The organism is Paenibacillus athensensis, from assembly GCF_004514475.2.
Classification (GTDB): domain Bacteria; phylum Bacillota; class Bacilli; order Paenibacillales; family NBRC-103111; genus Paenibacillus_AL; species Paenibacillus_AL athensensis.
The window spans coordinates 670,452-695,440 of sequence record NZ_MYFO02000001.1; the positions used below are offsets into that span (position 1 = coordinate 670,452).

Consider the following 24,989-nt stretch of genomic DNA (forward strand, 5'->3'; position numbering starts at 1 on the left):
CCTCTAATCTTTCGCTTCATCTTGAGCTTCATCCTGGACTTCTTCTTTAAAATCACAAGCGATGCATTGCAGATTCGCTCCATTTTTGGTGCGCTTTTCAATCAGCATCGAATGGCATTTTGGACAAGGCTTCTCAACCGGCTTATCCCAGGATACGAATTCGCATTCCGGGTAGCGGTCGCAGCCATAGAAGACGCGTCCTTTCTTGCTGCGGCGTTCGACGATTTTGCCCGTTTTGCAGGTTGGGCACGTTACGCCGATGTCCTTGACGATGGGCTTGGTATTGCGGCAATCGGGAAATCCGGAGCAAGCCAGAAATTTGCCGAAGCGGCCCATTTTATACACGAGCGGCTTGCCGCATTTCTCACACAGCTCATCGGAAACCTCGTCCTGAATTTCGACTTCCTTCATTTCTTCTTCTGCAAATTCAAGCCGCTTTTCGAAGGACGTGTAGAACGAGTCAAGCACCTTGACCCAATCCTCTTTGCCTTCTTCGACAAAGTCGAGCTCTTCTTCCATATGCGCCGTAAATTCCACGTCGAGGATTTCCGGGAAAAATTCATTCATCAGCTGGATGACCAGCTCGCCAAGCTCCGTCGGAACGAATTTCTTCTCTTCAATCGCCACGTAGCCGCGCTTTTGGATTGTCTCCAGCGTCGGAGCGTACGTGCTCGGACGGCCGATGCCCATTTCCTCCAGCACCCGCACCAGCCGGGCTTCCGTATACCGCGGAGGCGGCTGCGTAAAATGCTGCTTGGGCTCGATGCTCGTCTGGTTGAGACGGTCCCCGTGCGCAAGCGGCGGCAGCAGCTTCTCTTCCTCGGTCGTGCCGTCGTCGTTGCCTTCGACGTAAACCTTCATGAAGCCGGGAAATTTCATCTTCGAGCCAGCTGCGCGGAAGATCGTCTCGCCAGCCGCCATATCGACGGTCATCGTATCCAGCACAGCAGACGACATTTGACTCGACACGAACCGCTCCCAGACCAGCTTATACAGCCGGAATTGATCGCGGCTCAGAAACTCCTTGACCTGATCGGGCTCGCGCAGCACCGAGGTCGGCCGAATGCCCTCATGCGCATCCTGGGCGTTCGCGCCTTTTTTCGTATATTGTCGCGGTGTTTCCGGGTAATAGGCAGTGCCGTATTTACCGATGATAAACTCCTTCGCTTCTTCCTGAGCCACAGGCGAGATACGCGTCGAGTCCGTACGCATGTACGTAATTAAACCAACCGTGCCTTCTTTTCCCAGATCGATACCCTCATAAAGCTGCTGTGCAACCGACATCGTCTTCGAAGCGCGAAAATTCAGTTTTCTTGCGGCTTCCTGCTGCAAGGAACTGGTGATGAACGGCGGCGACGGATTGCGGTGCCGCTCCTTCTCCTTAACCTCCTGTACCACGAACGCGCCGCTGCCCATTGCAGCCAGCACTTCCTGAACGTCCGCTTCGGAGTGAAGCTCCTTCTTCTCGCCGCGAATGCTGTAATATTTCGCTTCGAACACACCTTTGGACGCTTCCAGCAGCACGGTAATCGACCAGTACTCTTCCGGCTCAAACGCCTTGATCTCGTTCTCCCGATCCATGACGAGCTTGACGGCTACGGATTGCACGCGGCCTGCGGACAGTCCCTTCTTGACCTTCTTCCACAGCAGCGGACTGATTTTGTAGCCCACAAGCCGGTCAAGGATGCGGCGCGCCTGCTGGGCGTTAACCAGATCCTGATTGATCCGGCGCGGCGTTTTGAACGCGTCCTTCACGGCATCCTTTGTGATTTCGTTAAACACGACGCGGCAAGCTTCTTCTTCGCCGAGATCCAGATAATGCGCCAAATGCCAAGCAATCGCTTCGCCTTCGCGATCCGGGTCAGCTGCGAGATATATTTTCTTGACTTTTTTGCTCGCATCTTTCAATTCCTTGAGCACGGAGCCTTTGCCGCGAATCGTTATGTATTTGGGCTCAAAGTTACGTTCCACTTCAACGCCGATCTGGCTTTTAGGAAGGTCCCGGATATGGCCCATCGAGGCTTTTACGATATATTTGCTGCCCAAGTATTTACCGATGGTTTTTGCTTTTGCAGGTGACTCGACAATGACCAGAGAATCCGCCATAGCTCGTCCATCCTCCCCTCGTATTCTCCTAACCCTATGCCAATATATAAGATGAACCGGGTAACTGCTTAATTGTTCTTGTCAATAGCAAGGATAGCAGAACTGACTGCAAATGTCCAAACGTAAATTGACTTCGCTCCAGCAGATCGTCGATTGTGACCGGCTCATAGGACAGCAGATCTACAATTTGCCGTTCCTCGGCCGTCAGCTCCGGCTGTGAAGACGGCTCCTGCGACGACGCTGCAGCCGCGTCGGCCAGCCAGCCGCTATACTCCTCAATCAAGTCCCCGCTGCACGTCGCCAGCCGCGCTCCCTCCTTGAGCAGCGCAAGCGCCGCTTCGCTGTTCGGCGAAGTGACCGGCCCCGGCACCGCCCAGACGTCGCGTGATTCGTCAAGAGCAACGCTAGCCGTAATCAGCGAACCGCTGCCCTTGGCCGCTTCCACGACGACAATGCCCAAGGACAAACCGGCAATAATCCGGTTGCGCTGCGGAAACAAGCCGGGATGCATCTTCGTGCCGATGGGATACTCCGACAGGATCAACCCTTTTTGCGCAAGCTCGGCGTACAAGGCCGCATTTTCACGCGGATACACGCTGTCGATGGCGCAGCCAAGCACGCCGATGCTGGAGCCGGGTCCACGCAGTCCGCCGATGTGCGCCTTGCTGTCGATACCGCGCGCCAGACCGCTGACGACGCCAAAGCCGGCCCGCGACAAGCCGCAGGCCAGGTCCTCGGCGACCTTTTTTCCATAAGCTGTCGGTGTTCTTGTTCCTACAATGCCCAGAAGCGGACGATTTATGAGTGCCGGATTTCCTTTATAGTAAAGCACCCAAGGCGGCTGTGCCGTTTCCTTGAGCAGCAGCGGATACTCGTCGTCGACAAAGGTGACGAAACCGATCGAATGCTGGCGGTACAGCTCGCGGCGACGCGCAATAAAGTCGGCATTCAAGCCGCTGGTCACCCGCTCCGCCGCATCGGGGCGCAGCCCCAGCGACAGCAGCTCCGCTGCACCGACGCAGAGCGCATCGGGCCAATGCCTCAGCCGCGTAGATAAGGTATGAATCGTTTTCCAACCTATACCCTCCAATTCGTGCAATCCAAACAAAATATCCCGTTGCTCCATCAGTTCCGCCCCCTTTTTTCATAAAAAAAACCTTCCACCTCTCCCGACAGGAGAAATGAAAGGTTGCTTACCTTCATTATATATAGCTTATTTTTTGGTGATGCATGTGTCGAGCAGCCCTTTTTCTTCGAGCACGCTGACCAGCGTCGAGCCCATTTCCGAAGGCGTAGGCGCGACCTTGATGCCGCAGCGCTCCAGCGTAGCGACTTTCTCCGCCGCTGTGCCTTTGCCGCCGGAGATGATGGCGCCGGCATGTCCCATCCGTTTGCCCGGAGGCGCCGTTTGGCCGCCGATGAAGCCGACTACGGGCTTCGTCATGTTCGCTGCGATCCACTCCGCCGCTTCTTCTTCCGCCGTACCGCCGATTTCACCGATCATGATCACGGCATACGTATCCGGATCTTCATTAAACATACGCAAAATGTCGATAAATTCCGAGCCCTTCACCGGGTCGCCGCCGATGCCGACAGCCGACGATTGGCCGATGCCGCGCGTAGTCAGCTGATGAACCGCTTCATACGTCAGTGTTCCCGAGCGGGAAACGACGCCTACATGGCCCGGCGTGTGGATGTAGCCCGGCATGATGCCGATTTTGCATTCGCCCGGCGTGATAACGCCCGGACAGTTCGGTCCGATCAGGATCGTTCTTTTGCCTTCCATGTAACGCTTTACTTTGACCATGTCGAGCACCGGAATACCTTCGGTGATGCAGATGACCAGATCGAGATCGGCGTCAACGGCTTCCATGATCGCATCGGCTGCGCCAGCCGGCGGTACGTAAATAACAGAGGCGTTCGCGCCTGTAGCCGCTTTCGCTTCGCTTACCGTGTTGTAGACCGGGAGCTGGACGGTCGAACCGTTTTCCAGTTCAAAATCAACCGTTGTGCCGCCTTTGCCGGGAGTTGCGCCCGCTACCATTTGCGTGCCGTAATCGAGGCCGCCCTTGGTATGGAACATCCCCGTTTTACCCGTCATATTTTGAGTAATCACTTTCGTGTTTTTATTGATCAAAATACTCATGATTGATTGTTCACATCCCTTAATTGTTGTTGGAAACCGCGCGAAATGCTACTTCACCAGCGCCACGATTTTTTGCGCGCCGTCGGACATCGAATCTGCCGCCACAATGTTCAGGCCGGATTCGCCGAGAATTTTTTTGCCCAGCTCGACATTGGTGCCTTCAAGACGAACGACGAGCGGACGGGTCAAGCCCAGCTCCTTCGCTGCCGCAACAACGCCTTCCGCGATGACGTCACAACGCATGATGCCGCCGAAAATATTAACGAAAATGCCCTTCACCTGCGCGTCGGACAAGATGATTTTGAACGCTTCCGTCACTTTCTCTTTCGTAGCGCCGCCCCCTACGTCGAGGAAGTTGGCCGGCTCGCCGCCGTAATATTTGATAATGTCCATCGTCGCCATCGCAAGTCCCGCGCCGTTGACCATGCAACCGATGTTGCCGTCAAGCGCAATGTAGCTCAGATCGAATTTGGACGCTTGAATTTCTTTCTCGTCCTCTTCTTCCAGGTCGCGCAGCTCCACGATGTCCTTGTGGCGGTAAAGCGCGTTGGAATCGAAGTTCAGCTTGGCGTCAAGCGCCATGACGTTGCCGTCACCCGTCACGACCAGCGGGTTGATCTCGGCGATCGAGCAGTCTTTTTCCACAAAAGCGCGGTACAGCGCCGTCATGAATTGCACGGCTTTGCCGACCAGCTCATTCGGGATGTTGATCGCATAAGCCAGCTTGCGCGCCTGGAACGGCTGCAGGCCAACGGCCGGGTCGATCACTTCTTTGAAAATTTTCTCCGGGGAATGCGCAGCCACCTCTTCGATTTCCGTGCCGCCTTCTTCCGAAGCCATCATAACTACGCAGCCGGTCGCCCGATCCACGACAACGCCCACGTAATATTCTTTCTTAATATCGCAGCCTTGTTCAATCAACAGGCGTTTGACTTCTTTGCCTTCCGGTCCGGTCTGGTGCGTGACCAGCACTTTGCCGAGAATGTCCGATGCATATGTACGCACTTCATCGAGGCTTTTGGCCACTTTAACGCCGCCCGCTTTACCGCGGCCTCCGGCATGGATTTGCGCCTTGACGACAACGACAGCCGTGCCCAGCTCTTTCGCCGCTTCAACCGCTTCGTCAACGGTAAAAGCCACTTTGCCGTTAGGAACACTGACTCCGTACTGTCTCAGGACTTCTTTGCCTTGGTACTCATGGATATTCATTCCCTAAAATCCTCCTATCAGTATGGACTTTCTGTACGTGCTATTGAGGAAAAAATGCGAATTGGCGGCACCGATCAAGCCGCTTGCCGCGCTTAGTATCACACTTCTTCACAAGCCCTAACCATTGTATCATTTATTGTCGACAGTTTCCTTATTTTTTTCTGAAAAGCAGTAGAAGTTTCCTTTCACCTTGAAAAACTTTCCCTATCAGCACTTCACCACAGGAAAAAGGCCCATTTTCACTCAGGGAAAATGGACCTGACGCCCGCAAAAGCGCATCAGTACACGGACGGGGTCGTCGACGCTCCCGGTCGCGGCTCGCGCTCGGCCTGCTTGATAAAACGCAGCTCGTTGCCCGTAAAATGGCAGACAAGGCACTGGATCGTCGGCTCCTGCTCGGCAATCGGATTCGGCTCTTGAACTTCTTTGACGGTCCCGCTCAGCGCGTCCTTGAGAAACATTTGCGAATAGCTTGTAATGACGCTGAATTTGATGCGGTTGGAACGGCAGTTCGGACAGAAATACGGTTTGTCCTGCATCGATCATCACCTCGTTATCCAGTATGCGCAACATGGATATGTTTCACACCTTTCCAGCGCTTGCAGCAATTTGCAATTGGCTGCGATCCGTTTTAGGATAATAAGGAGAGAAGCGGCATGGACCGCATCTTGCTCGGGATGACAAAGGAAGCACCTTGAATCCGCGCATGGCCTGTCCGGGAAGGACGTTGGCCTGTATACCACGGAGGAGGGTGTTTTTTGTTATGTATGGAAAAGTAAGCGGCGCTTGCCTGCAGGGCATCGAGGGGCGCATCATTGAAGTGGAGGTGGATATCGCCAGCGGCCTCCCCCAGATCAACCTGGTCGGTTTGCCCGACTCGGCGATCCGTGAAGCGGTGGAGCGGGTGCGGGCAGCCATTCGTAATTGCGGCTACAAGTTCCCGATGGACCGCATCACGGTGAATCTCGCGCCGGCCGATTTGCGCAAGGAAGGCACGGCGTTTGATCTGGCGATTGCCGCCGGGGTGTTGCTGGCCAGCGGGCAAATCGACCCGGCGTGGACCGAACGCGGCTTGCTGATCGGCGAGCTGGCGCTAGACGGCGCGCTGCGGCCCGTTCCCGGCGTGCTGCCGATGGCCGATGCCGCTCGACGGGCGGGCCGCAGCCGGATCGTGCTGCCGGCGGCAAGCTGTGCGGAAGCCCGGCTGATCGGCGGCCTGGAGGTGCTGGGCCTCGCCAGTCTGGCCGATTTGCGGCTGCGGCCGGGCGATCGGATCGCCGCGCTGGCGGCTGCGGCAGTGCCATCCGGCGATTCGTCGGCCTGCGACTTTGCGGCCCGTTGCGGAGCGGGCGCAGAGACGGCCGACGACTACGCCGAGGTCAGCGGCCAGTATGCCGTCAAGCGGGCGATGATGCTGGCCGCCGCCGGCAGGCATAACATCGCCTTGATCGGTCCGCCCGGCACAGGCAAAACGATGCTGGCCAAACGGCTGCCAAGCATTCTCCCGGCCATGTCCGATGAGGAGGCGCTGGAGGTAACGAACATATACAGCGCCTCCGGCAAGCTTGGCTCCGGCGCAACGCTTATGCGCAGCCGCCCGTTTCGCGCGCCGCATCATACGATATCGCCGGCAGCACTCGTAGGCGGGGGCAGTTTGCCCAAGCCCGGCGAAGTCAGTTTGGCGCACCGGGGCGTGCTGTTTCTGGACGAGCTGCCCGAGTATTCGCGAGCGGCGCTGGAGGCGCTGCGCCAGCCGCTGGAGGAACGGGCCGTTACGATCGGCCGGGCGCGGGCGGTATGCACGTTCCCAGCCCAGCTCGTGCTGGTTGCCGCTTTTAACCCGTGTCCGTGCGGTTATTATGGAAGCGATACCGACACGCAGCGCTGCACCTGCACGCCGCTGAAAATTGTCCAGTACCGTGCAAAAATATCCGGTCCCTTGCTCGATCGGATTGATCTGCACGTCGAGGTGCCCAAGCCGACCTATGAGCAGCTCAAGCAGCCGGCAGACGCCCTCTCGTCAAGCGCCATGAGGGCTTCGTCATGCAAGCGCACGAGCGCCAGCAGCAGCGTTATGCCGGGCGCGGCTTGTCCTGCAACGCCGAGCTGAGCGGCCAGCTGCTGCATCGCGTTTGCCGCTTGTCAACGGAAAGCGCAGCGCTGCTCGAAGCCGCTTTTGCCGCGCTGGGCCTGAGCGCGCGCGCCTTCGACCGGGTTCTGCGCCTGGCCCGCACCATCGCCGATCTGGAGGACAGCGCCGATATTCAGCCCGCGCATGTCGCGGAAGCGATTCAATACCGCTCGCTCGACAAACGGCTGCTGCCGCACGCCTTGTGAGGAGCGGCTGCCGGAAAGAGATGGGCGCGCCCGGTGGGTGAAGCCGGGCGGGTGTAGACGGGCGGGCGTAGACGGGCGGGTGTAGACGGGCAGGCGTAGACGGGCGGGCGTAGACGGACAGGCGTAGACGGACAGGCGTAGACGGACAGGCGTAGACGGACAGGCGTAGACGGACAGGCGTAGACGGACAGGCGTAGACGGACAGGCGTAGACGGACAGGCGTAGACGGGCGGGCGTAGACGGGCGGGCGTAGACGGGCAGGCGTAGACGGGCAGGCGTAGACGGGCAGGCGTAGACGGGCAGGCGTAGACGGGCTGGTGTAGACGGGCGGGCGTAGACGGGCAGGCGTAGTCGGGCAGGCGTAGTCGGGCAGGCGTAGACGGGCAGGCGTAGTCGGGCAGGCGTAGACGGGCAGGCCAAGCCGTATGAGCTAAGACGGGCGGGACATGCCCACCCTAAGCCAAAAAAAAAGCATCTGTCCGGTGGCGTTTTTACTTAAAACGCTGCGGGCAGATGCTCGATAACCGGCCGATTGTCGGCCCCGTCCATTTCAATGGAAACGACGTCGAAACGCACATGACGTTCGTGTAGCGCCGTCCGGTGCAAATAAACCTGCGCCGTTTGGCGGATTTTCAGCTGCTTGCGGGCATTGACCGATTCCTTGGCCAAGCCGAAGCGCCCGGTGCTGCGGCGCGTGCGAACCTCTACGAAAACGATCAGCTCGCCCAACTCGGCAATCAAATCGATTTCGCCCGAACGGCAGCGCCAATTGCGCTCGACAATCGTGTAGCCGATCTCCTCCAAGTAGGCAGCGGCCCATGATTCGCCCTGCCTGCCCAGCTCCAGATGCAACGTGTTGCGAATGCGCGCTCCCTCCTTTCGGCAGGACCTCCGCTTACGGGCGGCCCCGCATCCGATTATCCGAGCGGTAAATAAAGCTGAGCACCTCGGCGACCAGTTGATACAGCTCGGGCGGAATTTCCTGCTCCAGCTCCAGCTTGGAGAGCACTTCGACCAGCGAAGCGTCCTCTTGTACGGGAATGCCGTGCTCCTTGGCTTTTTGCAAAATCGTATCAGCCATATGCCCCTTGCCCTTGGCGATGACCATCGGGGCTTTTTGCTGCTCCGGCGCATAGCGCAGCGCGACGGCTTTTTTCAGCGGATTGTGCGGCTGCTCACGTTCCTTCATGCGCGATAATCCACCCCCTTGTAGGGCTTGGGCTGATAAAAGGAACGCGGGTCGACTTTGGCTCCGTCAGCCAAGCGTCCCGGCGCCGCATCCGCTTCCTTGGCGGTCCGCAGCTCGGGGAACGGCGAGCATTTCAGCGACAGAAACTGGAAGCCGGCCTTGTTCATGGCCGCCGCCACCTCGTCGCGCGCGCCCTCGATCAGCTCAGCGACGGCCGGATGGTCGTTGTGCACATGCAAGCTGACGATGCGGTTGACAACCTGCACATCTACCAGCGTGCTGCCCATCGCCTTCATCTGCAAGTCAAACAGCAGGCGGCAGTTGTCGGCGTCCATTTCGCCGCGCTTGCCCTTGCGTGACTGGATATGCACGGCGGCCGACTGCTGGCCGCTGCCGTCCATGAACGGAATGAACATGGTGATATGTGAAAACATCGCCGCTTTATCGTTCGTCAGCAGCAGCTGCTGGCCGGTTACCTGCTGCAGCGCTTGCTGCGCCGTGTCTTTGAGCGCAGCCGGCACATCGTCGGCCGACGTCAGCTGAAGCAGCAGGCTTTTGAGCGAATCGGCCGCGGGCCGTGCGGCGTCGTCGGGCGTGTCGCCGGGGCTGAGCTGCACGCTCAGCGGCAGCTCCAGCGCCTCCTTTAGCTGGCGCTCGGGCCCGGCGTCGGGCCGTCCGGCGAACTTCGCGAGCTGGTGCTCGTGTTCGACGCCGACGGCCTTGAGCAGCCGCCCCAGCCAGCTGCCGTCCGGCTCCGGCGGCGCTGCCTTCGCGCCCGCGGCTTCCGCAGCGCCGCGGGCCGGCTCGCGCGAAGCGGCGGCGTGCCGCGCCGCTTCGCGCTCTGCCGCCGATGCCTGCCCGGAATCAGGCATCGGCGGCTCCTCCGGCGAACCCGCCCGTGGCGCTGGTTCGCCGCCGGTTGCCGGCGCGCCGCGGCCCGCGCGCGCCGTGGCTTCGCCCGCCTGCGCGGCTCCTGCCGCGAGCGGGCGGGACGTTGCCGCCCCCGGGTCGGGGGCGGCTTCCGGCTCCGCCGCCGAGGCGCCAGCGCCCGGGGCGCTGGCGGAGCCTGCGGCGGCGGAGCCGCTGGCAGCCGGCGCGGAGCCGGCTGCGGGCTGGGGCGCGGCGGCCTGCGGGGCCGCGCCTGGAGCCGTCGGCCGCTGCTGCGCCGCGGCGGCCGGGGCTGGCGCCTCCTCCGGCGAAGCTGGAGGCGCGGGTTGCGCCGCGCCCTCCGCAGGCTGGGGCGCGCGCGCGGTCCACGCGGCGCCGGCGGCGCTGCGCAGCTCCTTCAGCGCAGCCGCAAGCTGCGTCAGCGTCGGTGCCGCGGCGTGCTCCGGCTGCTCCTTGAGCAGCGCCGCGGCCTGCTGCTCCAGCCGTTCCAGCACGTCGCCCATCGGCGCGCCGCTCGTCGCCTGGCGCAAAGCGCCAACCGTCTCCGGCGTGAGCGGCAGCCCTTTTTTGAAAGCCAACGCCGCGGCCTGCAGCCATTGCTCCTTGCCCGCTCCCTCCGGCGCTTCATGCATCACACCAGCAAACGCTTGCGCCGTCTCCTTGGTCAGCGGCACGCCCTCCTGCTGGAGCTGCTGCACAAGCTGGCGGTTGCCCGGGGTATCCTTGAGCGTAAACGTTTTAAGCAAATCGCCCAAAGACTCGTCGGCAATTTGCACACCGGACGCCTGCAGCGGCTTGAGCACGACCTGCCCGCCGCTTGATTCCGGCTGCACCTGCAGCATCGTCACATCGCCCATCTTCAGCGGCGTTTCCAGCTTGGCCCGCACCTGCGTGCCGTTAATATTGATCAGCGCGTCCTGATCGCTGAGCAGTTGCAGCACAACACCGCGCACCACTTGCCCGACCTTCAATTCCAGCACCTTCGAGTCGGACGCCTGCAAATCGCCGATCAAATTGCGAATAAGTCCGCTGATGTTCATCCCGTTCACCCCATCGCTTCAAATCTGTTATGTATGTTATCGGCACACGCACCCCGTTTTGTTAAACCGTATCGCCCCAATCCAGCTGCAACTGCTGCTCCTGCTGCTCCTGCTGCTCGGCCTCCGCCATGATGTTGCGGATAAACAATTTGCGGTGCAGCGGCGTCGGCCCGTGACGGAGCAGCATTTCGCGATGGCGCTTGGTGCCATAGCCTTTATGGACGGCAAGACCGTAGACGGGGTATTCGCGATCCCACGTCTCGCACATCCGGTCGCGCGTAACCTTCGCGATAATCGACGCAGCGGCAATCGACTGCGAGCGGGCGTCTCCGTGCACAAGCGCCAGCTGCGGCACATTGACATCGACCTTTTCCGCATCCACCAGCAAAAAGTCCGGCGGTACCTCAAGCGCTTCTACAGCCTGCTTCATCGCCAGCCGCGCCGCTTGCTTGATATTAAGACGCTCGATCTCCGCCACGCTGACGATGCCCAGACCCACCGCAACAGCTTCCTCCATAATCTGCTCGTACAGCTGTTCGCGCTTTTTTTCCGACAGCTTTTTCGAATCATTTACGTCTGGGAGCACCAAACCTGCGGGTAAAACGACCGCCGCGGCTACCACATCGCCAAACAAGCAGCCGCGCCCCACCTCGTCGATTCCGGCTATGTGCGTCAGGCCGCGTTCCCATAACTGCTTTTCCTCATCCAGCATTGTGATGTCCCCCTCCTCCTTCCATTATAAAAGAAAGCGGCGTTTTGTTGAATGCATGCAGCCAATTTCCTTACAAGCTTCACACATCGCCGGCATCCGGACACGCCGCTCGGGCAAGCAAAAAGGCTGCCAATGCGGCAGCCTCAGCGCTTTATGAAAAGAAATAGGAAATTTGTTTACTTTAAAAATAGATACCGTCTGGCCGAATCTTCAGCCGGATTGGCCAGCGACTGCACCCCAGACGCTGTTTCTTCGCTGCTGGCCGCTGCTCCCTCGGTCACGGCGGAAATGCTTTCCACCGACATCAGGACTTTCGAGGTCTGTTCTGCAGCCGCTATGCGAGGCTTGCTTCCGCTTCGCGCTCCGGCTGCAACCGTTCCGTCAATTGGTCGGTAAGCCGACATCCAAGCCCGCTGATGGATAGCCCGCTCAGTAAATCGCCCACCATCGGCGCTTGGGTAAATTCGCTCAGCAGTCGGTTGCGCAGCTTGATCGCCATCATCGAATCGAGCCCGATTTCCGGCAGCGATTTGCTTGTATCAAGCGCATTGGCTTCAAAATGCAGCAATTCGGCGACAATTCCGGCGAACCGATCCGCTACCAATCTTTGGCGCTCCGCTTCCTCCAGCGGTTGCAGCAGCTCCAGCCAGTCGATTCCGCCTGAAGTGGAATCCGCAGTTGCGGCTCCCTCCTGTTGATCCAACAGGTTCAACAGCGCAATATCGGGATACAATCTGCGTACAGCCCGCCATTCCGCAGAAAGCACCGCAACCTGAGCGCAATCCTGACCGCTCAAATGCTCCAGCAAATGCCGGCCTTCGCCCGGCCGGATACAGTCGATGCCGTTTTCCTGAAAATGCGCCGTCAAATTGAGCCGGTCCACCATTCCTTCCGACCACGGTCCCCAGTTAATGCTCATGGCTGGCAGACCGAGCGACCGACGATGGAATGCCAGTGCATCCATAAACGCGTTGCCTGCGGCGTAATTGCCTTGACCCGGCGGCGGCAGCAGCGCGGCAAGGGAGGAATACAGGATGAAAAATTCCAGCGGCTGATCAATCAAAGCCCGATGCAGCCCCCATGCCCCCTTGACTTTGGGATCGTAAGCCTCGTCAAAGCCGGCCGCATCCATTTGTGCCAGCAGCGTGTCCTTGAGCGTTCCGGCACTGTGAATGACGCCGCAAATCGGCGGGTTTCCGTTGAGCGTGTAAGCGTCGATATAGGCATGCAACGCTGCTTCGTCAGCCACATCCAGACGAACTACCTGCACATCCACCCCAGCAGCTTCCAGCTCGCGCACGAATGCGACGCGCTCCGCTTCCGCGCAGTCCGTTTGCAGCAGCGTCCAGTCACGACGCTCGGGCAACCCGCTGCGCCCAAGCAGCAGCAAGCGCCGCGCCCCTCGTTCCGCCAGCAAGCGCGCCGCTTCCCGCCCCAGCGCGCCAAAAGCGCCTGTAACGAGATAGGCCCCTTCCGGCCGGCAGCGCATGGGCAGCGCGCCGGCCGTGACCGCAGATGCCATCTGCATACGCAGAACATAACGCTGCCCGTTCCGGTAAGCGATTTGATCCTCTACAGCAGCTTCTCGGCCGCTTACGAGTTCGTCGACAAGCTGGCGAGCAGACGAACCTGCATCTGCTGCCGGATCAAGATCGATATTCGCTCCCCAGTAGCCGCGATACTCCTGCTGCCCGATAGCCCGGCCCAATCCCCAAGCCGCGGCTTGAAAAATGGCTTGCGCTTCGGCAACGCCTTCTCCGCTTGACGGCTTGCTGTCGAAGCCTGCTCCCTGCTGTGCACCGTGCGTTACGCACCAGACTCGCAGCGGAACGTGCCGTCTGGCTACGCTCTGCATCGTATACAGCAGCGAATGGCAACCAAGCGTCCGGATTTTTTCCCAATGCGCGTTCTCCGGCTTATCCATAAGATCGACCGACGGCACGTCCAAATTCCAGACATGCACAATGCCGCGAAGTCTCCCGCCAAAGGCATGCAGCGCATCGTTGATCAGCATATCGTAATGAGCCGGCTTGCGCGGATCAAGCTGCGTTCCGGTCGTCGCAGCTGTAAATTTGTAATTGCCGCCGAATACCGGCTCTGCCAGATAAGCTTCAAAGTCCCGATCGTATAGCTGCGACGCCGCTGCTTTGGCCATGCCCGACGCATCGCCGAGAAACAACCAGACATCGCGTCGGGTTCTCCGCTGCTCTTCTTGCGGCGGAGACGCGGCTTGCCACTGCGGCTCGTAGAACCAGCGCTTCAGCTGGCTTCCGGCGATTTTCCCCGCGCCAGCATCCACTGTTTGTTTCACAAAATCGAGAAACTCGGCTACAATCCGGCCGGAAGCGTCATAAATCCGCAGATCGCCTTGCGTGATTCGCGAATTGCGCTTGCTGACCCGGCTATGTGCCCACAGCGTACCGGAGGGACGTCGGTAATAGCGCACTTGCCCGATCCTCACCGGAATGCGGAACTCCTCTTGCGACTCCACGGGCGTCTCGCCCTCCTTCGGAAATTCCGCTGCCAGCAGCGTCTGGAAGCAAGCGTCCATCCAGCGGGGGTGAAAGTTATAACCTGCTGCTTCCTCTATGGACATTTCCAGACGAATCTCCGCCCATGCCTCGTCTTCGCCCAGATATACCTCCGAGATGCCCTGAAAGCCCGGCCCGTAGTCGAATCCCATATTGCGCAAAATCCGATAGGCTTGATCGCGTTCCATGCGACGCGGCATCTGCTCCCGAGCGGCCGCCAGATCTACGTTGGCATGCTTCAAGCCCGGCTGCAGCTGACGTACCTGTCCAGAGGCGTGGAGCGTATACGGACTTCCCGCCGCGTCCCCTCCGGCAAAAATGTGGAACGTGCCTTTGTTTACATCCAAATAATGCTGCGTCAGCACAACCGAGGTCGACTGAGGCAGCGTCAGGCTGCGATGCAGCTCGATCTGCTCCAGCGCATAGCTGCCCGCTCCCACAGCGGCTTCCAGCGCGCCCATTGTCGCTTCCACATAACCCGCTGCCGGAAAGATCGTCTGTCCGAGCACCCGATGATCGCGCAGATACGGAAATCGAATCAGGCTGACTTCTCCCTCCCAGGCCGGCATCGCTCCGAGCAGCGGGCGGCCCAGCAGCGGATGATCGCGATGACCGAGGCGAATATGGCGAATGAAATCCGGCTCGTGCCAAAAAGTCGTCTGCTGCCACGGATAGGACGGCAGCTTGCGCCAACGGGCATGCGGATACAGCGCCCGCCAGTCCGGCTCAATTCCCCACACATATAGCTCGGCCAACGAACGAAGCATGGCTTCGTGCTCGTCTTCCTTGCGGCGAATCGACGCCACTGCCAGCGCGGTTCGCTCGCCAAAGCATTCCAGCAAAGCTCCCGTCAATACCGGGTGCGCGCCAATTTCCAAGAAAACCTCATAGCCCGAATCTGCCAGGTTTTCTATGACCGGAGCGAAGCGCACGGCCTGCCTGACGTTGCCCCACCAATATGCCGCATCGGTCGAAGCGCCGTCCACCTGTACCCCCGTAACCGTCGAATAGAGCGGCAGCTTTGGCTCGTTTGCCGGAATCCCTTCCAGACTGCCCAGCAGCTCATCCTTGATCGACTCCATGTAATGGCTGTGAAAAGGAGCCTGCACCTTCAGCTTTCTGCAAAAATAAGACAAGCCCGCCGCTTTTTGCAAAACTCGCTCCAGCGCCTCGGCATCGCCGGCCAGCGTTACTGAAGCCGGACTGTTGATGGCGGCAATGCATACACTCTCCTGCTCCCCGTCCAGCAGCGCCGCTGCCGCTGCTTCGCCCGCGCCGACGGCAGCCATGCCGCCCATCCCGCTTAGCCGCTGCAGCAGCCGGCTGCGGTGGTAGACGACGCGCAGCGCGTCGTCCAGCGAATACACGCCCGCTTCATAGAAAGCGGCCACTTCACCGGCGCTGTGACCGACGATGGCTTCGGGGACGATGCCCCACGAACGCCAGAGCGCAGCCAGCGCCACTTGCAAGGCGAAGCTGATCGGCATGGACACGCCTGTTTCGTCCATCAGACTGTCCGCTTCGCTTTTGTGCAGCTCAGCCAGCATGGACCAGCCGGCCAGCTCGGCAAACAAACGGTCGCAGCGCGCCAGCTCCGCAGCAAATACCGGCTCCAGCTGCAGCAGCTGTCGGCCCATGCCGTACCATTGCGGGCCCATGCCCGAGAATACCCATACGAGCTTGGGCCGGACGGCTGCCGCTTTCCCGCTGGCGCTGTTGGTGGAGCCTTGCTCCTGCAGCGATGCCTCCATCACCTGCAGCAGCCCGGCGCTATCGCGGCCGACAAACGCTTGCCGCTGCCTGTGGTGCTCGCGACGGCTGCCGGCGCTCCAGAGCAAATCGGCAAGCACATCGCTGCCGGTCTCCGACTGAACGCCCGCTGCCTGCAGCGCCTGCTTATAGGCTGCTGCAAGCCGCGATAGGCCCTCTGCCCTGCGCGCCGAAATCGGCAGCAAATACGAGCGGGCCGGCGAAGCGATCAAAGCTGCCGCTGCCGCATCTCGGTTTTTGGGCAGCGCTAATTTCGGCTCCATGCCCGCCGCACCGGCTGTTGTCGACGAAGCGAGTCCGCTTGCCGAATGATCCGCCAACGCAGCTTCGATGCGGACAGAGGCAGCTGCAGGTTCAGCGGGCTGCCCGCTTCTCGCCAACCCCTTACCGGAAGCGGCTGACTCTGCGCCAAGCGCTGCATGAACCGCGTCATCAGCGGCGGCATGCGCCATTGCGCTCCCCGATGCTTCCGCCACGGCTGCCGCCGTTAGCTCGGCAGCCGTTATCCCAGCCTTCACATCGCTTGCAGCAGCGCAGCCGGCCGCTTCCTCGCAAGTCGCTTCACGAACGATTACGTGCGCATTCGTACCGCCGTATCCAAACGAGTTGACGGCAGCTGCCGCCACGCCTGAGTCCACAGGCCACGGCTCCAGCGCCGTTGGCACGCGCAGCTTCCATGCCGCAAACGGAATCGCCGGATTCGGATCCTGAAAGTGCAAATTGCCGGGGATTTGCCGATGCCGCAGCGCCAGCACCGTCTTGATCAGTCCAGCGACACCTGCCGCCGACTCGGTATGACCGATATTGGTTTTGCAGGAGCCGACTACGAGATCGGGCGTTGCGTCCGACCGTTCGCTGTATGCCGCCGCAATCGCTCGCGCTTCAATCGGATCGCCAACGGGTGTGCCCGTCCCGTGAGCCTCCACATAATGAACGTCCGACGCAGCCAATCCGCTCCTGGCCAGCGTTTCGCGAATCAGCTTTTCCTGAGCCTCGGAGCTGGGTACTGTAATGCCCACCGTATGTCCGTCCTGATTGACTCCACTGGCCATAATGACCGCTTGAATCGGATCGCCCGCAGCAAGCGCGTCCGACAGCCGCTTCAAGACAACGACGCCAACGCCTTCGCCGCGCACGTAACCGTTCGCTGAAGCGTCGAAGGTCTTGCAGCGCCCGTCCGGCGACAAAAAGCCACCCCGGCTCTCCACCAGTGTATATTGAGGTGTAAAAATCAATACTACCCCGCCAGCCAGAGCTACTTCGCTTTCTCCCTTGCGCAAGCTTTCACAGGCCAAATGCAGCGAAACGAGCGAGGAGGAGCAGGCCGTATCGACAGTCATCGAGGGGCCGCGAAAATCGTAAATGTATGAAATCCGGTTCGAAATCATCGTGGTCATGCTGCTGGCCGCCGTATAAGGACCGGCATCGCGCTGATACGGATCGCCGAACTGCAGGGCATGGTAGTCCAGAGCAAACGCGCCGATAAACACGCCGACATCGCGACCACGAAGCTGCCTGGGCTGCAGGCCGCCGTCCTCCAGCGCCTCCCAGGTCACCTCCAGCAAATGGCGCTGCTGCGGGTCCATATGGTGAGCTTCATGCGGAGAAATACCAAAAAATTCCGGATCAAACTGATCGATACCGTCAATAAAACCGCCGTATCGCGTGACCATTTTGCCCGGCTTTTCACGGTCCGGATGGTAGAAATCCGACATGCGCCAGCGTTCGGCCGGCACCTCCACAATCGCATCGCGACCTTGCTTGAGCAGCTCCCAAAAATCGTCAGGTCCTTTGACGCCTCCCGGAAACCTGCAGCCGATGCCCACAATCGCAATGTCCTCTTCCCTTGCTCGCGCCGAAGCGGTTGCTGGCTTTGGCCAAATTTGCTTTGACATGCGTTCGAACCTTCCTTCCTCTTATGTTGTCGCCGTTGGCGTCCATACGCCAATCACAGGGCTGACGTCGCCGCCGGCTCCCTGCACCAGACTATAACCTGACGCGTAAAGGTTATTCCAAGCATCCACAGCGATTTTGGCTGCATTGACATTGACGGTCGTCGATAACAACGTACCGTCCGCATCGTACACATCCAGACTGTAATCGCTCGTCTGAGCGCCGCTCCCCTTATAGGAAAGCACATACAAGCGACCGCCCCCGTCCACAGCCAGATCCAGGTAATGCACGCTCGCGTCCTGCCGCAACGTCAAACAAGGCGACGAACCGAAATAGTTATAATTATTGCCGTAAATATCGAACGCCTGCAGCCTTCTGTTTCCGGCCTCCAGCACAAGCAGTCCCCCGTCAGGCGCGACCTCGACAGCGACCGGCTGCTGCAGCAAACCCGCTCTCGTGCCCGTTCCTCCAATAGCGTATGGACCTGGCGCAGCTGCATCGGCAACCGGCTGATCGCTAAGTTGGACGATTTGCAGCATATTGGCCGAAGCGCTCACGGCTGCAGCAAAGCCCGCCGGATGTACGGCCAGATCGCTGACTGTGCTCAGTGTCAAATATCCGCGCGAGCGACCTGTCGGAAACTCAAACGCCCCGGCTTCGCCCAGCTTCATGTCGCGCAGCGCAAAGGGCGCCGTTCGCGTATCAAAAAACAAATTATCGCTCGCTTCATCCCCCGCAGCCAAGGTTGTAAACGTATAAAAGCCGCATGACGGCGGATTTAGCGCAATTCCCGGATTGGAAGAAATCGAAATGGCCTCCAGACGATACAGCTGCTGACCGCTGGAGCCCCCTGCTGAGCAAGGCGATGCTTGCGTACCCGAAGCTCTCCAGCCAAACAACAGCGTATTATCCGCGACGTTCAGAGAAAGGCCCGTTAATTGGCATAGATGCGTTCCGACGTTGCTGCAATCCAGATTGGCCAGCGTGGCTGTTCCCATGCTTGCCGCAGGCTGCCAGCTGTACCCGGTTTGCGGATCATACGCAAGCTGCATCGCCGGCCGATAACCGTCTGACGCTGTCGATGCCGCTTCGCTTAATGTTAAGACCAAAGGAACTGCCGCTGTACCTTGAGCTGTCCCCTGTCCAACAACGGCCCCCGCAGAATCATACACCGTAATCGCTGCCGTTACGCAAGCCTCGCGCGGAACATTGGCAAAATCCGCCGCCAGCGGCGATTCAGTCCATAACCCCTGCATCTCATCTGTCGCCGAACGGGATTGTCCGTTACCCTGCCAGTGCAGCTCGTAGCGCACCGCTGTCAGCGGCCAAGCCCCATGTCGCGGGTCCGGAACAACTTGAACCGCCGAAGACACAATCAATTGCATGCTGGTCGTTTGCGAAAAAACAGCCGGTACGGACAGCGTTTCGACGATGCCGCTAACCACACCTGTTTGCAAGGTCGAGGCAAAGCCGGATAGCGGCCAGTTGATCCCCTGCGCCGCTTGAATCAACGCATTGTCGTCATAGGCATTGCGCAGCTTTTTTAGCAAATTCGGTAGAGACCCGCCGAACAGCAGCGTTCCGATACTTGCGCTTAATTGATCAATGGCCTCTTGCGCCGATTGCGCCTGGGTCAAAGCTGCTGCAGCCCCCATCAGTTCGTTTAGAACCTTGACGTCGGTCGTCAGACTGTTGTACCAGTCCGGCGTGGTAAAATTGCCTGCCGACTTCATGATCCACGGCACGGCATACCCCAGCACTGCCGATACCAGCCACGGCAGCGGACTTGCAACGGCATTCCAGCCAAGCGCTCCCAGCGTTCCGAATGTCCAGCGCACAGACGCGGTGCCAGAAGGCGCAGTAAAACCGATCGTGATGGCAGAAGCACCCGCTTGCATCCCCTCGATCATCAAGGTTGGAGCTAACAAACCGGCGAACTTCATCGTTTCCGTCTCCAACGGCGAATTTTGGGGTAAACGTGACGTCCAGTTGTCCGGCCGCAGCATCGCTCCATTCTCATCCAAAAACTCGACATATACACTGTAAAATGCGGGATACACATTTTCTAAAACCGCCTGGACCTCCAGCGTTTGCGTATTCACGCTAAGTGAGACGATCGCCATTCCGTATTGTGCATCAAACTGATTTGCCGTCCAGGTATAGCCGGCAAGCGGCGGCGTCACCGGCTGATAGGAACCGCTGCTGCCTGCCTGCACAGCCCACAGCTTGTTTTCCAAAGCGTTATCCTGCTTGACCAATTGCAGCGTGCCTTGAATCAGCGGCCCGGCAGCGTTCAGCGTCGTCGCCGACAAATTGTATTGGTATACCGGACTTGTCCCCAGCGTACCGGCTTGCACAAGCGTCGCCCACCCTCCGGAAACCGTCGCCGGTCCCTGCTGACTGATCGAAGTACCCAGATTGTAAAGCGGATTGGATTGACTGTTGATATAGCCGACCACGACGGCACTGAGCGCCGGATCGGGAGACGACAGCTCCGGATGCGCCCCTGTCAGCGCGACGGCATAATCCATCGGCGACGGTCCGCTTTGACTTGTCATAAGGTTCCCTCCTGTATACTCGCCTCGAATCGCTTCTTTAGCACCAATGCCAAGGATCAGGCACGCAGGATGGCGGTTTGGGCGGTGTAGCCGCCGTCATCATTTGCTCCCACGTCAAATGCTGCGGTGGAGTTTGGTTCAAATATTGCGACAGCTTTTGCCCATTCGGGCAGGTTGTCGTGCCATCCATCACATCCTGCGTCATTTGCGTCGTTGCCAGCGCGAAGCGCACCTGCTCCAGCGTACCCGTGGAGTCCGGGCGAATCACCATCAATACGGAGCCGTAAACATGTAACATACCGTCGGCATTGCTGATGACATAAAATTCAACATAACCTTTCTGCAGCTGTGTCGTATCCGTACTGATATTCGTCATATGCCATTTGTGGTCGGGAATAATGACCTGATCAATCTTGGCGGAAGATAACAGCGGATACCCGTTATTGCTGAAGGCCGTCTGAATATCCTGTCCCAAAATCTGCTGATTGAACTCGGTAGTCATCGTGCCCGGCAAGTCAAACAAATGGACGCCAATCGGGCCGCCCGATACATACAGCGTCGTACCAATTTTTACAATGGTATAAATCGGATAAATCGTATCTCCCGTATTCGTAATCGTCCAATACGTGCCTAGCGTAACGACTTGAACCGTAGCGTTGGAAGCAAGCGGGTAATTATTGGCGGCAAACTGACTGCGCAAATCCGATGAAATCGTCTGACTGTCCAGACTGGACGCATAAGAGGACGGCAAGGAGAAAAACGGACCTTCATTCAGTGAAACTGCGGCATTGGTCAGAACTGTATCCTGCAACCGCGCCTGCTGGAAGGACGTGCCTTGCATATTGGAAAAAGCGAGCGAAGCCTGCTTCTTATTAAAAGAAGGCGTTAAGCTGGCTCCATTCATGATCGTGCCGATCAGATTGGCCGAGTCGAGATTGCAGCCGAACATACGCGCTTGCGACAAATCCATGCTCGCCAGGTTGGCGTTCGCCAGATCCGCTTCCTCCAGATCCGCATTATCGGCTTTCGCCGCATCGCCGTACCAGTTGACGCCGGACATATTCACCGCATACAAGTTGGCGTCAGTGAAGATGGCATTAGGCATATAAGCACCCGCCAACACGGCTGCATCGTTGCTGGAGTCATACATCCACACGTTTAATTGAGTGCCGTCGTTCGTAATTGTATATACCGTATTGACGTCTGTAATCACCCAGTTTTGTCCGGGAATCCGCACCGTCAGCGTAGCTGCAGGCGACAATGGATGACCGGCCGCTTGAAATGCTTGCTGAATAGCCGGCGTAATCGCCCCGCTATCGAGATCTGTCACCAGCGAGGTGCTCAGTGTAAAAGCCTCCTGTTTGGCGCCAAGCTGCGCGCCGGTCAAATTGGCGCCAGTAAGCGTGGAATTGGATAAACTTGCACTGAACAGCTTGACGCCGTTTTTCAGCGAAGCATTGGTCAAGGTAGCAAAGCTGAGATCAGCCCCAGTCAGATCGCTTCCGTCAAACAACGCTCCGGTTAAGTCCGCGTGCGTGAATGTCACGCCGTTCAAAGCGCAGTTGTTTAATCGCACATTTTGCATGCTTGCACTCGTAAAATTCGTATGCGCGTCGATTTCCGCTCTCGTCAAATCTTGATTATTGAGGTTCGCTCCGCTTAACGTAGCTCCGGGAATATGAAAGCTGTCGATATTAGCCAGCAGCAAATTCGCTCCGCTTAAATCGGCCTGCGTAAAGTTCGTGCCGATGACAATGGCGCCGTACAAATTGACGTTAGCCATCGATGCCCCCGTCAAATTGGCGCTATCGAGCGAAGCGTCGGTCAGGTTAGTGCCAATAAAGGTGCTTGAGGATAAATTCGCGTCCGAAAGCACTACAAATTTCATGACTGCATTGGAAAAATCGGCGCCTGTCGCTGTGCAGTTCGGCATGATGGTATAATTCATCTGCGCGTTTGCAAAAACAGCCTGCGACAAAATCGTATCCGTTCCCTGAAGCGTCGCTTCAAACAAATTGGCATGGCTCAAATCGGCATGCGTCAAATTTGAACCTGAAAAATCCACATAACTCAAATCGGCCGATTCCATATAAACCCAGGTCAAGTCTGCGGAATGCAGCACGGAAGCTTGCTGGATTTGCGCAAGTCCCGGCGTAATACTGACTTGAACCAGCAGCGTGGTCGCGGGCGGATTGCTTGACGACACCCGGTTGACGGCAGTACCGTCCATATTGACATAATACGTCGATCCGGAAGACTGCTCTGCCAAATAAACATTGCTTCCGCTTGTCACAAGCGTAAATGTAGCGGGGTTCCCGCTGCGCTGTTCACTGGACACATAAGCGCTGCCGTTGTATACAATATATTTGCCGTTAGCTGCCTGCAGCCAGAATCCGCTGGTTTTGTCACCGTAAGCATTAAAGCGCTGATCGGAACCGGCGGAGCTCGTGGAAACACCCACGAGCTGACCGCTGGACTCATCCAGGCTTAAAAACGTATTGACCCCTGTATTGCTGAACGTCCATTTTCCGATAAAAACCATAGAATCCGCGGGCATCCAATGACCTCCTGCCGCTAGTTAGATTGAATCAACTGAATGAATGGAAACCGTACCGTTTTTGCCTGTTTGTCCCGAAGTACCCGGGGTTCCTGCCGTACCACTGGCTCCGGGTTCGGCACTGCTTGGGTTTTGCCCGGATACGATGCCATTCGCGCCGCCTTGGCCGCCCACGCCGCCGACTCCCGCCGTACCGCCCATGCCTCCCATTCCACCGATCGACTGCCCCATCGCCGGTATTTGCAGAGTCGAAGTCACATATTGCACGGAAATCACGCCGCCGTCTCCGCCATTGCCGCCGTTGCCGCCATTGCCGCCGTTGCTCCCGTTGCCGCCGTTACCGCCTTGTGCCGGCGGCAGCGAGCTGGAGCACTTTGACGCCTGCTGGCCGGCATTCCCGCCGTTGCTGCCATTGCCGCCGTTGCCGCCATTGCCACCGCTTCCACCGTTGCCTCCGGCGCTGTAAATCGTCAGGATCGATTGCGACTGGATCGATTGGCAGCGCAGCACGAAATCGGAAGCGCTCATGCCCGCTCCACCCTGTGCCCCGGCCGCGCCTGAGGTCGGAGCGTTCGTTCCGGGTTGACCGTTCGTAGCTGGCGTGCAGTTCGGAGTATCCGTCTTGTCGTAGCTGCCATTCTGGCCATTTGCGCCGTTGGCTGCCGCGTTCTCGCCGTTTGCGCCGCTCGAACCGTCTTGACCATTCGCGCCCTGAATGATGATATCGTAATTAACGCTCATTACCGCAAGCCTCCCTTATAAATAATAATTAGCCTTGAGGCACGTTATTGATATAAACGGTACCGTTCGTTCCGTTGTTGCCGTTCACGCCCGGCGTACCTGCCGCGCCGCCTCCCCCGTTCGGATTGCCTTGACCGCCGTTGCCGCCGTTGCCGGCTGCTCCGCCTTGGCCGCCTTGTCCCTTCGTAGGCACGCCCAGCGAAACGGAGCCGTTATCTCCCAATGTCTGGTACGTAAAGTAGATGTTTTGGCCATTACCAGCATCCCCGCCGGTTCCGCCATTGCCTCCGGCACCGCCTTGACCGCCTTTGCCCTGCGAACCTGCGCTGCAATAGGTTGTGGCGCTGCCGCCGTTACCGCCTACGCCACCTGCGCCGCCGTTGCCGCCCGTGCCACCTGTACCGCCGTTACCGCCGCACGACATTAACGTAACAGGTCCTTCCACCACAGTCAGCGTCGCCCGCACGACTTGAGAGTCCGAACCGCGCGAACCGTTGCCGCCGTTGGACCCGCCGTTGCCGGTTCCGCCTGTGTTTCCTTGACCGGCTTGCGTGTCGCACGAGCTTTTGCCGTCGGAGCCGGAGCTGCCTTGGGATCCCGGATTGCCATTACCTCCGTTGCCGCCTGCAGCGCCGTTCTGACCGTCCGCTCCCAAGCTGACAAAATTGTTCATCGGCTGCTCCTGATCCAGCGCTGCGCTTGTTTGCTGAACGAGATTGTCGACCAGCAGAGTCGCGTTCGCTTGGCTGATGATTTGTCCGCCGGGCTGGATCGTAATCGTCCCGAAGCTGAATGTGGTCGGCTGATCTCCATTACCGGCAAGAATCAGCGGATTGCCCGGCGTCACGACAACGTCCTGTGCGGCCATGACAGCCAGCTGTGTCGGGAAATAATGCTTTTGCAGTGCTTCCTTGTACGATTGGACTGTTTGCGAATGGCCATAAATGTAAGTCTGGTAGGCATGGCACAGATCCGCTTTTTCCTGCGTCGTCAGCTCCGAATACGGAACCTCTGTCCGGCTGGCATTCCACTCGGTCAGCGGTGCATGATGAACGGAAAGCTGGTTGGTCGCATACAGCTCATCCGGATTGCCCCCGAACTCTTTAAAATCGTCGATGCTCGGAATGGTCACAAACGTCGGTTTCACGACGGACTGGTCATCCGGATGTGCTGAAATGTAAGTCGCCCCGTTGGCTGTTGTAATCGTCTCTTTGTGAACAATATCGTCGGAAATTTGAAAGCGGCTCATAAATTGCGTGCGAATTTGTTGTGTATTCATCGTAAATCCTCCCTGGGACCATCAGCGGTCCGT

Annotated in this window: 16 protein-coding genes; 2 read left to right on the forward strand and 14 right to left on the reverse strand. The window is 58.7% G+C overall.

Annotated features, from left to right (window positions below; translation table 11 throughout):
* Positions 1–3 precede the first annotated feature (3 nt).
* The 5 genes from topA to B5M42_RS03120 all read right to left on the reverse strand — a co-directional run bounded on the left by topA (position 4) and on the right by B5M42_RS03120 (position 6,000).
* Positions 4–2,106: a type I DNA topoisomerase gene (gene topA / locus B5M42_RS03100; RefSeq protein ID WP_134748394.1), complete on the reverse strand. Its 2,103-nt coding sequence runs from the start codon at positions 2,104–2,106 to the stop codon at positions 4–6.
* A gap of 34 nt (positions 2,107–2,140) precedes the next feature.
* Positions 2,141–3,232: a DNA-processing protein DprA gene (gene dprA / locus B5M42_RS03105; protein ID WP_134748392.1), complete on the reverse strand. Its 1,092-nt coding sequence runs from the start codon at positions 3,230–3,232 to the stop codon at positions 2,141–2,143.
* Between the two features lie 87 nt (positions 3,233–3,319).
* On the reverse strand, positions 3,320–4,252 hold the full coding sequence (gene sucD / locus B5M42_RS03110; protein ID WP_134748390.1) for a succinate--CoA ligase subunit alpha: 933 nt from the start codon (positions 4,250–4,252) through the stop codon (positions 3,320–3,322).
* A gap of 48 nt (positions 4,253–4,300) precedes the next feature.
* Positions 4,301–5,461 carry an ADP-forming succinate--CoA ligase subunit beta gene (sucC, locus tag B5M42_RS03115; protein WP_134748388.1) on the reverse strand — a complete coding sequence of 387 codons (1,161 nt, stop codon included), beginning with the start codon at positions 5,459–5,461 and terminating at the stop codon, positions 4,301–4,303.
* Positions 5,462–5,739: 278 nt separating this feature from the next.
* Positions 5,740–6,000 carry a hypothetical protein gene (locus B5M42_RS03120; protein ID WP_134748386.1) on the reverse strand — a complete coding sequence of 87 codons (261 nt, stop codon included), beginning with the start codon at positions 5,998–6,000 and terminating at the stop codon, positions 5,740–5,742.
* 224 nt (positions 6,001–6,224) lie between these two features.
* Between B5M42_RS03120 and B5M42_RS03125 the strand changes: the two genes are divergently transcribed.
* Both B5M42_RS03125 and B5M42_RS25690 read left to right on the forward strand, forming a co-directional pair.
* Positions 6,225–7,571 (forward strand): YifB family Mg chelatase-like AAA ATPase, encoded by a 1,347-nt coding sequence (locus B5M42_RS03125; RefSeq protein ID WP_407946102.1) that lies wholly within the window; start codon positions 6,225–6,227, stop codon positions 7,569–7,571.
* Entirely contained in the window at positions 7,505–7,798 is a 294-nt protein-coding gene (locus B5M42_RS25690; protein ID WP_407946103.1) for a magnesium chelatase subunit ChlI family protein, read from the forward strand. Before B5M42_RS03125 ends, B5M42_RS25690 begins: the two co-directional genes overlap by 67 nt.
* A gap of 495 nt (positions 7,799–8,293) precedes the next feature.
* Here B5M42_RS25690 and B5M42_RS03130 read toward each other — a convergent pair whose 3' ends face one another.
* The 9 genes from B5M42_RS03130 to B5M42_RS03170 form a co-directional block, all read right to left on the reverse strand.
* Positions 8,294–8,650, reverse strand: a complete 357-nt coding sequence (locus B5M42_RS03130; RefSeq protein ID WP_230632592.1) for a YraN family protein — start codon at positions 8,648–8,650, stop codon at positions 8,294–8,296.
* Positions 8,651–8,693: 43 nt separating this feature from the next.
* Complete coding sequence (locus tag B5M42_RS03135) at positions 8,694–8,987, reverse strand: EscU/YscU/HrcU family type III secretion system export apparatus switch protein (RefSeq protein WP_134757834.1); 294 nt, start codon at positions 8,985–8,987, stop codon at positions 8,694–8,696.
* Complete coding sequence (locus tag B5M42_RS03140; RefSeq protein ID WP_230632594.1) at positions 8,984–10,915, reverse strand: hypothetical protein; 1,932 nt, start codon at positions 10,913–10,915, stop codon at positions 8,984–8,986. Before B5M42_RS03140 ends, B5M42_RS03135 begins: the two co-directional genes overlap by 4 nt.
* 61 nt (positions 10,916–10,976) lie before the next feature.
* Positions 10,977–11,627, reverse strand: a complete 651-nt coding sequence (locus B5M42_RS03145) for a ribonuclease HII (protein ID WP_134754964.1) — start codon at positions 11,625–11,627, stop codon at positions 10,977–10,979.
* A 334-nt stretch (positions 11,628–11,961) separates the two neighbouring features.
* Positions 11,962–17,823 carry a type I polyketide synthase gene (locus B5M42_RS03150; RefSeq protein ID WP_134754962.1) on the reverse strand — a complete coding sequence of 1,954 codons (5,862 nt, stop codon included), beginning with the start codon at positions 17,821–17,823 and terminating at the stop codon, positions 11,962–11,964.
* 21 nt (positions 17,824–17,844) lie between these two features.
* Positions 17,845–20,379: an NHL repeat-containing protein gene (locus tag B5M42_RS03155; RefSeq protein WP_134754960.1), complete on the reverse strand. Its 2,535-nt coding sequence runs from the start codon at positions 20,377–20,379 to the stop codon at positions 17,845–17,847.
* 37 nt (positions 20,380–20,416) lie between these two features.
* Complete coding sequence (locus B5M42_RS03160; protein ID WP_134754958.1) at positions 20,417–22,936, reverse strand: pentapeptide repeat-containing protein; 2,520 nt, start codon at positions 22,934–22,936, stop codon at positions 20,417–20,419.
* 21 nt (positions 22,937–22,957) lie between these two features.
* Positions 22,958–23,677, reverse strand: coding sequence for a hypothetical protein (locus tag B5M42_RS03165; RefSeq protein ID WP_134754956.1), 720 nt, complete (start codon positions 23,675–23,677; stop codon positions 22,958–22,960).
* A 28-nt stretch (positions 23,678–23,705) separates the two neighbouring features.
* Positions 23,706–24,956 carry a hypothetical protein gene (locus B5M42_RS03170; RefSeq protein ID WP_167690099.1) on the reverse strand — a complete coding sequence of 417 codons (1,251 nt, stop codon included), beginning with the start codon at positions 24,954–24,956 and terminating at the stop codon, positions 23,706–23,708.
* Positions 24,957–24,989 lie beyond the last annotated feature (33 nt).